This window comes from Microbacterium sp. PF5 (assembly GCF_004794315.1).
Classification (GTDB): Bacteria; Actinomycetota; Actinomycetes; order Actinomycetales; family Microbacteriaceae; genus Microbacterium; species Microbacterium sufflavum.
In genome coordinates, this window is the sequence record NZ_SSDQ01000066.1 from 1 (window position 1) to 14,073 (window position 14,073).

Consider the following 14,073-nt stretch of genomic DNA (forward strand, 5'->3'; position numbering starts at 1 on the left):
GCCGCCCAGGCGCGCGCGCACCCCGAGGTCGAGTCCTTCGTCGGCGCCCGCGAGTGCCGGGTCGGGCCGCAGCGCGTCGCGCACCTCCCCGCGGATCAGCAGGCCGCGGATGTCGGCGCCGAGCGCATCGTCCATGCGGTCGTGCTGGCCCTGGTCGAGCTCCCCGGCGGCGAGCTCGACCGATCGGCCGAGCGCGGTCATGCTCACACCGAGAGACACGATCTCCCGGTCGTTGTCGGTGGCCACGACCTTGGGGGCGACGATCGCGGCGGACGGCGAGCGCTCCAGCGTGCCGACGAGTCGTTCGAGCGCCCGCGGGTGGGGGGCGGTGTCCTGGGCCAGCAGCCAGATCGCAGACCCCTCCGGCACCCGAGGCCTGGCGAGATCGATCGCCTCCGCGAACGAGGTCGACGGCCGCGCCTCGATGATGCCCTCCACCGTGTTCGCGACGGCTTCGCTCTCGCGAGCGGTCGCCGCATCTCCGCACAGGACGAGCGTGACGGCGTCGGGGGCGAGCGTCTGGGATCGCACGGCGTCGAGTGTGCGGAGCAGCTGCGCGCGGGCCGAGGGGCCGGGGCGCGCGACGATGATGGCGTGAACTCGGGCTGGCATGACGTGGTCAGCCTATGCGCGCGATCGTCGGCGTCGGGTCAGGGACCCCGGCGCGCCCGCGAAGCCGCGCGGCGTGATCGCCTCAGCTGGCGCGGCGCTTGAGCTTGCGGCGCTCGCGCTCGGAGAGACCGCCCCAGATGCCGAAGCGCTCGTCGTTGCTCAGCGCGTATTCGAGGCATTCGCCACGGACGTCGCACGCGGTGCAGATGCGCTTGGCGTCGCGCGTCGAGCCGCCCTTCTCGGGGAAGAAGGCCTCGGGGTCGGTCTGCGAGCAGAGCGCGTCGCTCTGCCAGGCGAGGGCGTTGTCGTCGTCCGGGTCGGACCGGCGAACCCCGGGAACACCGAGGTTGACCGGATCGACGAACCAGTTCTCCGGCACATCGGAACGGTAACCCGTCATGTCGACCTCCAACCCTTCAAAAACCGCCCCCCTGGCGGGCCGTGCTCACCTAATTACACCGGTGTGATTCGCTCGGGTCAAGTCGCGGATCGTAAACCCTCAACGGATTCTTGAAGGTTCATGGACGCCCGTCGGCGTGTCGCGGTCGTGTCAGCGCCCGGGCGTCGCCACGAACGCCTCGCCCGCACCACCGAGGGTGAGCGTGCGCTCCTCGGCGTCCGCGAACACCGCCGTGCCGACCGCCGCCGTGAGCTCCTCCCCCGTCGCCGTGGCCACCCGCACCGCACCCGAGGTCGCGAGCACCATCGTCGGGCCGTCCACCGCGAGCGTCACCGGCTCGCCGTCCAGCGCGACCCGCCGCAGCGCGAAGTCCGGCACGGGCACCGGGTACTCGGTGATCGCCTGGCCGTCCTGCGGACGCAGCACCGGCACCTCGCCCGTCGTCGTGTCGAGGATGTGCAGCAGCTCGGCGACGTCGATGCGCTTCGGGGTCAGTCCGCCGCGCAGCACGTTGTCGCTCGCCGCCATGATCTCCACACCGAGACCGGAGAGATAGGCGTGCAGCAGCCCGGCCCGCAGGAACACGCCCTCACCGCGGCGCAGCACGACGTGGTTCATCAGCAGCGCCACCACCACGCCGGGGTCGCCGGGGTAGTGCCCCGCGATGCCGGCGACCGCCCGCACCGTCTCGGTCCACTCCCCCGCCTCGCCCGCGGCCGCGGCGATCACGGCGGCCGTGATCTCGTCGACCTCCGCCTGGGCGTCGCCGCCGAGCAGCCAGCCGATCGCGGAGCCCAGCGGGTCGGACTCCTGCTGGAGGAGCTCCCGGAGCCGGGAAACCCCCGGTCCCGGCGCGAGCGTGTCGAGGAGCCGGAGCGACTCGGCGACGGGGCGCAATCCGCTCAGCGACTCGAAGCGCTCGCTCAGCGCGACGATGAGCTCGGGCTTGTGGTTGTCGTCCCGGTAGTTGCGCTCGGGGTCGTCGAGGGGCCGTGCGCTCTCCTTCGCCCACCCGGCCTTCGCCTGCTCGATCGTCGGGTGCACCTGGATCGACAGCGGGCTCCCGGCTGCGAGCAGCTTCAGCAGGTAGGGCAGGGTGCCGCCCGTGAAGCGGTCGAGCGTGCCGTCGCCCACGACCTCCGCCGGGTCGCCGGGGTGGTCGCCGAACCACACCTCGGCCTCCGGTGCGCCCGTCGGGGTGCGCCCCTCCAGATCGGCCAGCAGGGTCTCGGATCCCCAGGCGTAGTCGCGGGGGGCGTTCGTGAGCGCGAGCAGCATGCCCCCAGCGTAGAGCCCCGCTGCGGCGCTCAGGATCGCCGCGCGTCCGTCGCGGTAGCCTGAACGCGATGGCCCAGTACACCAAGCACCCGGTGGCCCCCCTTCCCACCGCGCCGGAGCGCGAGTCGACGGGGCACCTGCTGCTGCGCGGGTACGTCATCCTCGTGCTCTTCGTGGCCTTCGCGCACTCCGCCGTCTACAACCTGCTCGGCGTGGTCGGCGCCGCCGCCGTGCTGGGACTCTTCACCGTCGCGACCCTCGCGATCGGCATCCCGATGCTCGCGCGTCGTCGTCCGCAGCCCTTCCGCTGGCGACGCCTGCCGTGGGCCGCGCTGGGCTACACCGCACTCGCGCTGGTGTCCGTGGCATGGTCGCAGTGGCGCGGGCCGACGATCGCGACCGGGCTGCTGCTCGCCGCGGTCACCGTGAACGGCCTGTTCATCGCGCACGTGCTCACCTGGCACGAGATCGTGCGCGCGCTGTCCTCCGCCTTCAAGTGGATCCTCGGACTGTCGCTCGCCCTCGAGCTGTGGGTGTCCCTCGTGCTGCACGGCCCCCTGCTGCCGAACTTCGTCGACCTGCCGGACGGCGAGATCGACCCGCAGTGGTACTGGGTGCGCGACAACCTGTTCGACGGCGGACGCATCCAGGGCATCGTGGGCAACGCGAACCTGCTCGCGATCGTGTCCCTGTTCGCTCTCATCACGTTCGGCGTGCTGTTCGCGGCACGGGCACGGTGGCGCACCACCCTCGCACTGTGGATGATCCTCGCGGCCTACTTCCTGCTGCGCACCTCCTCCGCCACGGCGCTCGTGTGCGCGGGTGCCGCTGTCGTGGTGCTGGTGGTGGCACTGGTCATGCGGCGGGCGTCGACCCCGAGCGCCCGCACGCGCGTGTACGTCGTCGCCATCGGCTCGACCGTGATCGTCGGGGCCGCCGTCTGGCTGCTGCGCGGGCCCCTGCTGTCGCTCCTCGGCCGCAGCGCCGACCTGACCGGGCGCTCGGAGAAGATCTGGACCAAGGTCCTGGAGCGCGCGGGCGAGCACCCCCTGTTCGGCAACGGCTTCTCCAGCCCGTGGGTGCCGAGCGATCCCGCGTTCGACCACTGGATCGTCGACCACGGCATCACCGTGTTCCACGCGCACAACATGTGGCTCGACGTGCTGCTGCAGCTGGGCGTGCTCGGCGTCGTGCTGATGGCCGTCGCCTACGGCAGCCTGCTGTGGCGCTCCTGGTTCTTCGCGGTCGACCGTCCGCGGTGGGACCTCGACGCGCACCGACCGTTCTCGCCGATCACCCTGCTGCCGAGCCTCTACACCATCGTGCTGCTCGTGCAGGGCCTGACCGAGTCCACGCCGATCATGCTGTGGGGCTGGCTGCTGCTGGTCCTGTTGTCGTTCAAGCTGAAGTCCGTGCCGCTCGTGGGCGTGGGTGAGCGCGACCTCGTGTTCGAGCGCGGGACGACGCAGCGGCGGGTGCCGTGACGCCGGGTCGCACGATCACCCGGCTCCTCGGGTCGGCGGAGTTCGCGCGGGCCTTCACGCTCGCGGTGCTGCTGGCGGTGTTCGGCTCGTTCCTGATCGAGCGGATGACGTCTCCCGTCACCCTCGCCACGATCGTCACGCTGCTCTGCGTGCTGGGAGCCGCGATCCTCTGGGTGCGCCGCGAGGAGCTGTCGCTGCTGCGCCTCGCGCCCTCGTCGCTGATCGCGTTCCTCGGCTGGGCACTGGTGAGCCTGGTGTGGACGACCGATCGTTCGGACACGTTCTTCGGCTGGCTCTCCCTGCTGGGCTTCGCGTTCCTCGCCATCACGGTCGGCCACATCCGCGACACCCTCCAGACCGTGCGGGCGCTGGGCGACGCGCTGCGGGTGCTCCTGACGCTCTCGCTGGGCGTGGAGATCCTGTCCGGCGTGCTGCTCGACATCCCGTTCTCGTTCCTCGGCGTGCAGGGCGACCTCGCGCTCGGCGGACCGGTGCAGGGCGTCTTCGGCAGCCGCAACATGCTCGGCTTCATCGCCGTGATCGCGCTGATCACCTTCGTGATCGAGTGGCGCACGCAGTCGGTGGACCCGCCGCTCGCGGTCGTGTCGATCGCCCTCGCCGGCGGGCTGGCGTTCCTGTCCTCCTCGCCGACGGTGCTCGTCCTGGCGGTGGCGGTCGGCATCGTGACGGTGGCGCTCACGATCGTGCGGCACACCTCCCCCGCGCGTCGCACCATGGTCCAGTGGGGCCTCGGGGCGCTGGTCGCCCTCGCCCTGGCGGTGGCGTTCGCGCTGCGGCACCAGATCATCGCGCTGCTGGACGCCGGCTCCGATTTCTCGATGCGGGCGACCCTGTGGAACATGATCCTCGACTTCGTGTCCATCAAGCCGATCACGGGGTGGGGCTGGTTCGGCGACTGGGCTCGCGGGGAGTATCCGTTCACGTTCATCAACTTCCAGCTGGGCGAGCACCACCAGAGCGCGCTGAACGCGTTCTTCGATGTGCTGCTGCAGCTCGGCACGGCCGGCCTCGTGCTGTTCCTGCTGCTGGGAGGAGTCGCCCTCATCCGCTCCTGGCTGGTGGCGAGCGTGCGCCGATCCGTGGTCTACGCGTGGACGCCGATCACGCTCGTGACGCTCGCCGTCGATTCGATGTTCGAGAGCTTCACGCTGGTGGGTGCCGGCTGGTTCCTGCTCGTGCTGTGCGCCCTGCGCGCCGGGCAGTCCCGCTCATGGCGCGAGAACATCGACGCCGCGCACACCGGGGCCATCCCGACCCTCCGCCCCCAGGGCTAGGGTCCGCGCCGGAAGTCAGCGCAGCGAGCGGAGCTTCTCCGACCAGGCCAGTGCATCGCGCACACCGTCGTCGACCGAGCGCTCGGCGCGCCAGTCCAGCACCGCGGCGGCACGGTCGACGATCGCGTACGCGCCCGCCTGGTCGCCCGGGCGTCGGCCGGTCTCGACCACCGGCAGCACCTCGCCCGTGACCCGCTCGAACGCCTGCACGAGCTCGCGCACCGTGACGCCGTCGCCCGTGCCCAGGTTGATCACCTGGTACGGCTCGTCGGGCGTGGCCACGCGGTCGAACCGCTGCACCGCGGCGACGTGCGCGAGAGCCAGGTCCCAGACGTGCACGTAGTCGCGCAGCCCGGAGCCGTCGCGCGTGGCCCAGTCGGTGCCGGTGATGGTGAAGGGCTCGCCCGAGGCGTGCGCCTGCATGATCTTGCCCAGCGCGTGCGAGGGCGTGGGGTTCTGCAGCCCCGTGCGCAGGCGGGGGTCGGCGCCGATCGGGTTGAAGTAGCGCAGCGCGATCGCCCGGAAGTCGCCGGCGGCCGCTGCGTCGGCGAGGATCTGCTCCACCATGGCCTTGGTGGTCGCGTAGGGGCTCGCGGGCGCCAGGGCACCGCTCTCGTCGACGCCGTCACCCGACTCCCCCGCGTACACCGAGGCCGAGGAGCTGAACACGACGCGCGGGACACCCGCGTCGCGCAGCCGCTGCAGCAGCACGATCGTCTTGCCCACGTTGCTGTCGTAGTAGCCCAGGGGGTCGGCGACCGACTCCGGCACGACCACGCGCGCCGCGCAGTGGACGACGGCGTCGATGTCGGGGTGGTCGGCCAGCAGCCGGTCCAGCACCGCGTGATCGGCGATGTCGCCGACGTAGAGGTTGCGTCCGTCGCCGAACACCTCGAGCCCCTTGGAGAGGTCGTCGAGCACGACGACCTCGATCCCGGCCTCGATGCATGCCGTCGCCACGGTCGATCCGATGTAGCCGGCGCCGCCGGTGATCAGTACCTTCATCGCGGTCAGTCTAACCAGGCGGGCTGGGCGCGACCGGGGAGGCTCTCCGCGGATCCCGAGGTGACGAACGGTAGGCTACTCACTGCTCGTCGAGTCGCGCGCTGCCCACCGGCGGCGTCCCGCGACACCAACATCGGAGAACCTCCCTGTGGCCCACGTCCTTCAGAATGTCGTCTTCCCGCTCGATCGCGACCCCGACCTGCTCCCGCTCTACGCCGACCCCGAGACCTGGTCCGTGATCGAGAACGAGCCCGTCCGGGTGTCCAACAGGGCGCACCTGGGCAACATCCTCGGCCGTCACCGTGCGCGCATCGTCGCCGGTCGCCGCGTCTCCCTCGGCACCTACTTCAACGCCTTCCCCGCGTCGTACTGGCAGCACTGGACGAGCGTGCGCGAGGTGCAGCTCACGGTCCGCACGACCGGACCCGCCACGATCCTCGTCTACCGCTCGAACGGCAGCGGCGTGCGCCAGCGGGTCGCCACACGCGAGGTCACCGGAGAGGCCACGACGTCGTTCAACCTGGCGCTGACGCAGTACAGCGACGGCGGATGGATCTGGTTCGACGTGGTCGCCGACGAGAAGCCTGCCGTGCTGGAGGGCGCCGAGTGGACCACCGAGCACGAGCCGGCCCGCACCGGCAAGGCCTCGCTCGGGATCACCACGTTCAACAAGCCCGACTACTGCGTCGAGACGCTGCGCGCCCTGGCCGCCTCGCCCGACGCCCTTGAGTTCGTCGACCGCATCTTCCTCGTCGACCAGGGCACGCAGCTGGTCCAGGAGCAGGACGGCTACGACGACGTCGCCGAACGCCTCGGCGAGACCCTGCAGGTGATCCGGCAGCCGAACCTGGGCGGCTCCGGCGGCTTCGCCAGGGCGATGCACGAGACGCTGCAGCGCCCGGAGAGCGACTTCGTGCAGCTGCTCGACGACGACGTGCGCCTGGAGCCGGAGTCGCTGCGCCGGTCGATCGTGTTCGGACAGTACGCGACCACGCCCGTGCTGGTGGGCGGCCACATGTTCGATCTGCTCGACCGGCCCAAGCTGCACGGGTGGGCCGAGGTGGTCGACCAGGCGCCGTTCATGTGGCGCAACCTGTACCAGGAGCAGATGCCGCACGACTTCGGGGTGTCGAACCTGCGCCAGTCGACGCTGCTGCACATGCGCATGGACGCCGACTACAACGGCTGGTGGATGTGCCTCATCCCGGTCGAGGCGGTCCGTACGGTCGGCCTCGCCCTCCCCGCGTTCATCAAATGGGACGACGCGGAGTTCTGCCTGCGCGCCGGGGAGGCCGGATTCCCCACCGTCTCGATGCCGGGCGTCGCCCTGTGGCACGTCTCCTGGGTGAACAAGGACGACACGATCGACTGGCAGGCCTACTTCCATGCCAGGAACCGCATCGTCGCCGGGCTCCTGCACTCGGAGGTCCCGCGCGGAGGTCGCCTGCTCCGGCACAGCCGGCGCGTCGACCTCAAGCACCTGATGATGATGCAGTACTACCCGGTCGCCCTCCGTGCCAGGGCGCTGCGCGACGTGCTGTCAGGGCCGGAGCACATGCGCCGGAACATCCGTACCGCGATGCCCGCCGCGCGGGCCCTCGCCGCCGAGTTCCCCGAGACCGTGGTGCACCGCGACCCGTCGCGCGTGCTCTACTCGCGTCGCGGGCGCCAGGTGTACAAGCAGGTGTCGAAGAACGACCTCGACAACCCGACCGGTCTGCGGCTGCGCTGGTTCACGCTGACCACGCTGGTGTCGCACTGGATGCACCGTCCGCACCCGGCGAACGTCGTGCAGCCGGAGGCCGAGTTCGGCAAGGAGGACGCCCAGTGGTGGCGCGTCCCCTCCTTCGACAGCGTGCTGGTGAGCACGGCCGACGGCTCCGGAAAGAACATCTACACGCGCGACCGCCGCCAGTACCGCCGCATGCTGCGCGAGAGCGTCCGGCTGCACGCCGAGCTCCGGCGCCGGTGGCCGGAGCTGCGGGCGCGCTACCGCGAGGCGATGCCCGATCTCGTCTCCCCCCAGTCCTGGCAGCAGATCTTCGAGGAGAAGGCATGACCGCGGCCCCCGCTGCATTCGACCCCACCGCAGCGACCATCGTCATCGTCACCTTCAACCGTTCGCACCTGTTGTCCGGGCTGCTCACCAGCATCACCGCGATGGACCCGAAGCCGGGCCGCGTGGTCATCATCGACAACGCGTCGGCCGACGACACCACCGACGTGGTCGAGTCGTTCCGTGACGACATCGGCACCGAGATCGTGTACCGGCGCCTGCAGACGAACACGGGCGGGTCCGGAGGCTTCAGCGAGGGCATGCGCACCGCGTACGAGCTCGGGTCCGAGTGGATCTGGATGATGGACGACGACGTGGAGGTGCTGCCGGACGGCCTCGCCAGGATGGGCCGCTGGGCGCCGCGCTTCAAGAGCATCCAGGGCCGCCGGTACGACTACGACGGCAGCGAGTTCTACTGGCAGTACCGCATCGCCGAGCGCATGGGCATCCCGATCCCGTTCGCCCCGGCCGGCTTCGACGAGTCGGGCTACAAGCACATGAACAGCGGCTGCTTCGAGGGCATGTTCATCCACCGCTCGATCGTGCAGCAGATCGGGCTCCCCGACCCGCGGTTCTTCATCTACTGGGACGACCAGATGTACGGCTGGCTGGCCTCGCGCCTGACCACCGCGGTCATCGTGGACGAGTTCGTGCTGCGTCGCACGCGCGAGATTAAGCAGTGGGACATGGGCATCCGGCACATGAACGCGTCGAGCAACGCCTACCGGTACTACATCATGCGCAACCGCGGCTTCATCAAGCAGTACTACCGCGTCCACGGCGTGTACAACCCTGTGCTGTTCGGCCTCGGCACCGCGGCGACGTTCGCGAAGGAGCTCATCCGGCTCGTCTTCGTCGAGCGCACGGTGCGGGGCACGAGCAACCTGTTCCGCGGGATCCGCGACGGCGGCCGCGTGGGCCGCGACCGGTCGTGGCAGCCGATGACCCCTCTGGAGGCATGACGTGACCGATCCGCAGGAACCGCAGCCGGAGCTCCGCTGGGCCCCGCTTCCGCCCACCCCCGAGCGCAAGGGGCGGGTGTGGCTGATCGTCGGCCTCTCGGTGCTCGCCCTCGCGATCATCGGTGCCCTGCTGTTCTTCCTCCTGCCTCGCGGAGACGGGCCGACGCCGGGACCGAGCGCCTCGCCCTCGCCGAGCTCGACCCCCACGCCGACCGAGACCCCGACGCCCACGGCCACGCCGACGGCGGGCCCGCAGCCGAGTCAGACGCCGATCGTGACGCAGCCGCCGGTCGTCGACCCCACCGTGGAGGCTTTCCGCGGACAGGTCTCCGGGCCGCTGGCCGACGCGCTGCGCGGGCTCGACATCGTCGCGGGCGCGAGTGGTCAGGACGCGCTGCCCGTGGTGGACACGCTGCAGGAAGACGCGCGACGCCTGTCCGACCTCCCGGCACCGTCGTCGATCGCGGACAGCTGGCGCGACGGCACCGCCTCGTACACGCAGCGGCTCAGCGAGCTGCGGACGGCGATCACCGACGGCGGGAACACCGCCGGCGCGGTCGATGCCGCGCGCACGGCGGCGCAGAGCCTGCGGAGCCTCGTCGGCCTCTGAGCCCCGGCGACCTCGCCCCGACCGTGCGGGCGTGGAGGCTCAGACCGCGTAGTCGGCGTTGTAGCGGTCGAGCACCTCGCCGATCGGTGCGTCCAGCGCGAGCGCGCCCTTGTCGAGGTACAGCCCGCGCGTGCAGAACCGGCGCAGGTCGCGCTCGTTGTGGCTCACGAAGAACAGCGTGCGCCCCTCCGCGAGCAGCTCGTCGATGCGCTTGTAGCACTTGTCGCGGAACGCCTTGTCACCGACGGCGAGGACCTCGTCGACGAGGAGGATCGGCTCGTCGAGCTGCGATACGACAGAGAACGCCAGCCGCACCTTCATGCCGTTGGAGAGGTGCTTGTAGGGCGTCTCCTCGAAGCCGGCGAGCTCGGCGAACGCGATGATGTCGTCGTAGCGGCGCGAGACCTCGTCGCGCGACATGCCGTGGAGACCCGCGGTGAGACGCACGTTCTCCCGCACCGTCAGATCGCCGACGAAACCGCCGGTGATCTCGATGAGCGGCGCCACGCCTCCGTTGACATGCACCGACCCCTCATCGGGGAGCAGCACGCCGGCGACCAGGCGCAGCAGCGTCGACTTCCCCTGTCCATTGCGGCCGACCACACCGATCGACTCCCCCGGCTGCACCGTGAACGAGACGTCGCGCAACGCCCAGAACTCGCCGGGGCGCGAACGGCGCGATGCCCCGCTGAACAGGTCCTTGAAGCTGCGCCGCCCCCTCCGGTTGCGGCGGAAACGGACGCCGAGCCCCTGTACCTCGATTGCCGCGGACATCACAGCTCCCCCCTCGATGAGAGGACGGCGATCGCCGCGAGCGTGTGGGCATCACGGATCGTCCCGTCCTGCACGGCATGCGCCAGTTCCGCGAGCGGCAGCCAGCGCCGGTCGGAGACTTCCCCGTCCGGCACGGTCGCCGGCGCGTCCTGGTCGATGCGGCACTCCACGACGGCAACCTCCTGAGGGAAGATCGACGAGTCGGTCACGTACGATCCCAGCACCTGCGGGTCGCGGCCGCGCAGGCCTGTCTCCTCCCGCAGCTCTCTGAGGGCGGTCTCGACCGCCGTCTCACCGGCTTCGCCCGCCCCGCGAGGGAGCTCCCAGAGCTCGGCCCCCGCGGCTTCCCGGGCGCTCAGCACGAGCAGCAGCCGATCCGCGTCGCGGGCCACGATCACCGCTCCTGCTCGCCCGTCGGAGACGACGAGGCGGTGGTGCGTGTAGGCGGACCCGTCGGCGGCGCGCCGCGCGGCGGCCTCGAGCCGCACCGGGAGCCCGTCGGAGCTCGCGTACACCGGGGTGAATCCATCGGTCATGAGCGCGCTCCCCTGTGCAGGACGAACCGTGCCTGCGGATCGCGGACGAGAAGCTCCCGGAGGGCACCGAGCGAGTCGAAGGGCACGGTCGTGGCGATGGCGCCGACGAAGGCCACCCAGGTCCAGACGTTGTCCACGGAGCCGAGCCCGAGGCCGGGCACGGCGAGGGCGACCACGCAGAGCGCGATGACGAGCTTCGCGATCGACGTCAGCAGCACGAAGCCCCGCGACGACACGGCCGTCACCTGGGTGGCCGCAAAAGCGAGCCCGCGCATGCGCGACCACGTCGGCCGCTCGCGCAGGCGGTGCCGCTGACGATGAGAGGCGTCCCAGGCGACCGCGATCGTGGCGGGGGTGGACTCCCGCGCCCACGCGACCAGCGTCGTCGACAGCGGCAGCTCCACGTCGTGCGCGGCGCGAGCGAGGTGCCCGTCGGCCTCGGCGCCGAACGTCACCCAGTCCGCTCCCGCGTTCTCCGCGATCATGCGCAGGTACGCGTCGCCCCACCAGCGACGCACCGCCTCCCGATCGGCCTCCGCGAGCGGGAGCGCCTCGATGCGCTGCCACGCCACGCTGCGGAACCGTACCTCGTCGAGTCGCGCGTCGGCGATCACGCGCAGCGCCTCCGGCGACGAGGCCGGCGGGGTGCCCGTGCGCAAGGGTGCGTCGCCACCCGTCTGCTGCTCGTACCGGATGATCCCCGTCTCGACGAACCGCAGCCATTCGTCCCACCCGCGGCGGACCTCCGCCGGAATCCCGACCGCACCGCGCAGAGCGGGAAGCGACCAGTGAAACGCGTCGTTCGCGAGCCGAGCATCCAGACCTTCGCGCAGCGTCGGGTGCACGCCCGTGATCGTGAGGGGATACCGTCCCGGCGTCGCGCCGAGCTCCCGCATGACACCGTCCGGACCCAGCGTCAGGAAGTACGCCCCGTCGAGCAGCATGGCGTCGGTCACCAGGATCTCGCTCGAGACGAGCATGCCGATCCGGAGCATCCCCGTCAGCTCGGTGATCGCCTCCCGCGCATCGGCAGACCCGTCGAAGAGCGCCGCCTGGGCGGGCGCGTCGAGCTCAGCGATAAGCACGCGTGCAGCCGCAGACATCACAGCTCCTTCAGCACAGGGCGCTCGAGGCTCCGGAACGTCCACACGCCGAGCGCCAGGATGACCACGCACATCACGACGCTCACGATCACCGGCATCGGGTCCCACAGATCGGGGAAGAAGCCCACGCGGTAGAGCGTGAAGATCCCGGCGAGCGGGTTAAACGCCCCGATCACGTCGAAGGGCGCCGGGAGGTCTTCGAAGCTGTAGATGACGGGCGAGGCGTAGAACAGCGCGCGGAGGATCAGCGCCGTCGTCCGCTCCAGATCCGTGTACAGCACGCACAGCGGCGCGACCAGCAGACCGAGCCCGACCAGCAGCATGATCTGCAGGAGGAGCGCGACCGGGAACCACAGCAGCATCACGTTCACCGTGGCTCCGCTGAACACCGCGAACAACACCAGCACGGGGATCGAGAACAGGAACTCGATGCCCTTGCTCAGCACGATGCGGTTGACCCAGATCGACCGCGGGATCGCCGTCGAGCGCACGAGACGCGAATCCTTCTTGAACGCCCTCGTGAAATCCGACACCGAGGTGTTGAACCACACCCACGGCAGCAGCGCCACGATGAGGAACACGATGTACGGGTCCTCGCCCACGCTCCGATGGAACACCTGCGTGAACACGAACCAGTAGATGGCGCTCATCACCAGCGGATCGAGCACCGACCACAGGTAGCCGAGGGCGCTCGTCGCGTACCGCACCTTCAGGTCGCGGGCGGACAGCAGCCACAGCGAATGCAGATAGCGCCGGGGCGTCCCGGGCGCCCCGACAGCAGCGTGACTCACGGTTCCGAGTCTAGGAGAGAGTGTTGTTCCAGAGCGACAGCGCCGACCCGATGGCCATGTGCATGTCGAGGTACTGGTACGTGCCCAGACGCCCGCCGAAGTGCACGTCCTTCTCGCCCTTCGCCAGCTCGCGGTAGGCCAGCAGCCCCTCGCGGTCGGTCGGCGTGTTCACCGGGTAGTAGGGCTCGTCCTCGCGCTCGGCGAAGCGGGAGAACTCGCGCATGATGACGGTCTTGTCGGAGTCGTAGACGTCTTTGCGCTCCGGGTGGAAGTGCTTGAACTCGTGGATGCGCGTGTAGGGCACGTCCATGTCGGGGTAGTTCATGACGCTGGTGCCCTGGAAGTCGCGGACGTTCAGCACCTCCTGCTCGAAGTCGAGCGTGCGCCAGCTCAGGGCGCCCTCCGCGTAGTCGAAGTAGCGGTCGACCGGCCCCGTGTAGACCACGGGCACCTGGCCGACGGTCGCCCTCTTGTTCAGCGGCTGCGCCTCGTCGAAGTAGTCCACGCCGAGCTTCACCTCGATGCGGGGGTGGTCCGCCATGCGCTCGAGCCACGCGGTGTACCCGTCGGTCGGCAGGCCCTCCCACGTGTCGTTGAAGTAGCGGTTGTCGTACGTGTAGCGCACGGGCAGGCGGCTGATGATGTCGCCGGACAGCTTCTGCGGGTCGGTCTGCCACTGCTTGGCGGTGTAGTCGCGGAAGAACGCCTCGAACAGCGGACGGCCGACGAGCGCGATGCCCTTCTCCTCGAAGTTCGCGGCGGACTTCACGTCGAACTCCCCCGCCTGCTCCTTCACCAGAGCCCGCGCCTGGTCCGGCGTGTAGGCCGCCTGGAAGAACTGGTTGATCGTGCCCAGGTTCACCGGCATCGGGAACACCGTTCCCTTGTGGGTCGTGTAGACCCGGTGCACGTAGTTCGTGAAGGTGGTGAAGCGGTTGACGTACTCCCACACGGTCGCGTTCGACGTGTGGAACAGGTGCGCCCCGTAGCGGTGCACCTCGATCCCCGTCTCGGGTTCCGCCTCACTGTAGGCGTTGCCGCCGATGTGGGGGCGGCGGTCGATGACGGTCACCTTGCGGCCGGCTTCCGCGGCACGCTCAGCGATGGTGAGGCCGAAGAAACCCGACCCGACGACGAGAAGATCCATGCCTCAATCGTATCGGCGCG

14 protein-coding genes are annotated in these 14,073 nt (G+C 70.2%); 5 read left to right on the plus strand and 9 right to left on the minus strand.

The genetic code is table 11. The annotated features are described in order from the left end of the window. The 3 genes from DW297_RS04655 to manA form a co-directional block, all read right to left on the minus strand. A partial coding sequence (locus tag DW297_RS04655; RefSeq protein WP_240744520.1) for a glycosyltransferase family 2 protein occupies positions 1-612 on the minus strand: 612 nt, incomplete at its 3' end. A gap of 82 nt (positions 613-694) precedes the next feature. Continuing rightward, entirely contained in the window at positions 695-1,012 is a 318-nt protein-coding gene (locus DW297_RS04660; RefSeq protein ID WP_136029858.1) for a WhiB family transcriptional regulator, read from the minus strand. A 150-nt stretch (positions 1,013-1,162) separates the two neighbouring features. After that, positions 1,163-2,290 carry a mannose-6-phosphate isomerase, class I gene (gene manA, locus DW297_RS04665; RefSeq protein WP_136029860.1) on the minus strand — a complete coding sequence of 376 codons (1,128 nt, stop codon included), beginning with the start codon at positions 2,288-2,290 and terminating at the stop codon, positions 1,163-1,165. A gap of 68 nt (positions 2,291-2,358) precedes the next feature. Between manA and DW297_RS04670 the strand changes: the two genes are divergently transcribed. Then, entirely contained in the window at positions 2,359-3,774 is a 1,416-nt protein-coding gene (locus DW297_RS04670) for an O-antigen ligase family protein (RefSeq protein ID WP_136029863.1), read from the plus strand. Further along, entirely contained in the window at positions 3,771-5,069 is a 1,299-nt protein-coding gene (locus tag DW297_RS04675) for an O-antigen ligase family protein (protein ID WP_136029864.1), read from the plus strand. The genes DW297_RS04670 and DW297_RS04675 overlap by 4 nt, the downstream gene beginning before the upstream one ends. A 15-nt stretch (positions 5,070-5,084) precedes the next feature. Here the strand turns inward: DW297_RS04675 and galE are convergent, their stop codons facing one another. Further along, positions 5,085-6,074 (minus strand): UDP-glucose 4-epimerase GalE, encoded by a 990-nt coding sequence (gene galE / locus DW297_RS04680; RefSeq protein ID WP_136029866.1) that lies wholly within the window; start codon positions 6,072-6,074, stop codon positions 5,085-5,087. A gap of 148 nt (positions 6,075-6,222) precedes the next feature. Between galE and DW297_RS04685 the strand changes: the two genes are divergently transcribed. The 3 genes from DW297_RS04685 to DW297_RS04695 are packed head-to-tail and all read left to right on the plus strand — an operon-like array spanning position 6,223 to position 9,702. Beyond that, on the plus strand, positions 6,223-8,133 hold the full coding sequence (locus DW297_RS04685) for a glycosyltransferase (protein ID WP_136029868.1): 1,911 nt from the start codon (positions 6,223-6,225) through the stop codon (positions 8,131-8,133). After that, positions 8,130-9,092 carry a glycosyltransferase gene (locus DW297_RS04690; RefSeq protein ID WP_136029870.1) on the plus strand — a complete coding sequence of 321 codons (963 nt, stop codon included), beginning with the start codon at positions 8,130-8,132 and terminating at the stop codon, positions 9,090-9,092. The genes DW297_RS04685 and DW297_RS04690 overlap by 4 nt, the downstream gene beginning before the upstream one ends. Position 9,093: 1 nt before the next feature. Next, positions 9,094-9,702 carry a hypothetical protein gene (locus DW297_RS04695; RefSeq protein ID WP_136029873.1) on the plus strand — a complete coding sequence of 203 codons (609 nt, stop codon included), beginning with the start codon at positions 9,094-9,096 and terminating at the stop codon, positions 9,700-9,702. Between the two features lie 39 nt (positions 9,703-9,741). On the opposite strand, the gene DW297_RS04700 is transcribed toward DW297_RS04695, so the two are convergent. Genes DW297_RS04700 through glf form a run of 5 tightly spaced genes read right to left on the minus strand, consistent with a single transcriptional unit; the run spans position 9,742 to position 14,053 of the window. Then, positions 9,742-10,476, minus strand: coding sequence for an ABC transporter ATP-binding protein (locus DW297_RS04700; protein WP_136029875.1), 735 nt, complete (start codon positions 10,474-10,476; stop codon positions 9,742-9,744). After that, the gene (locus DW297_RS18795) at positions 10,476-11,012 is read right to left on the minus strand and encodes an NUDIX hydrolase (RefSeq protein ID WP_168442796.1); all 537 of its coding nucleotides are present in this window, start codon (positions 11,010-11,012) and stop codon (positions 10,476-10,478) included. The genes DW297_RS04700 and DW297_RS18795 overlap by 1 nt, the downstream gene beginning before the upstream one ends. Then, positions 11,009-12,115, minus strand: a complete 1,107-nt coding sequence (locus tag DW297_RS18800; RefSeq protein ID WP_168442797.1) for a hypothetical protein — start codon at positions 12,113-12,115, stop codon at positions 11,009-11,011. The genes DW297_RS18795 and DW297_RS18800 overlap by 4 nt, the downstream gene beginning before the upstream one ends. Further along, on the minus strand, positions 12,115-12,906 hold the full coding sequence (locus DW297_RS04710; protein ID WP_136029877.1) for an ABC transporter permease: 792 nt from the start codon (positions 12,904-12,906) through the stop codon (positions 12,115-12,117). The genes DW297_RS18800 and DW297_RS04710 overlap by 1 nt, the downstream gene beginning before the upstream one ends. Positions 12,907-12,916: 10 nt before the next feature. Beyond that, positions 12,917-14,053 carry a UDP-galactopyranose mutase gene (gene glf, locus DW297_RS04715; RefSeq protein WP_136029879.1) on the minus strand — a complete coding sequence of 379 codons (1,137 nt, stop codon included), beginning with the start codon at positions 14,051-14,053 and terminating at the stop codon, positions 12,917-12,919. Between the last annotated feature and the right edge of the window lie 20 nt (positions 14,054-14,073).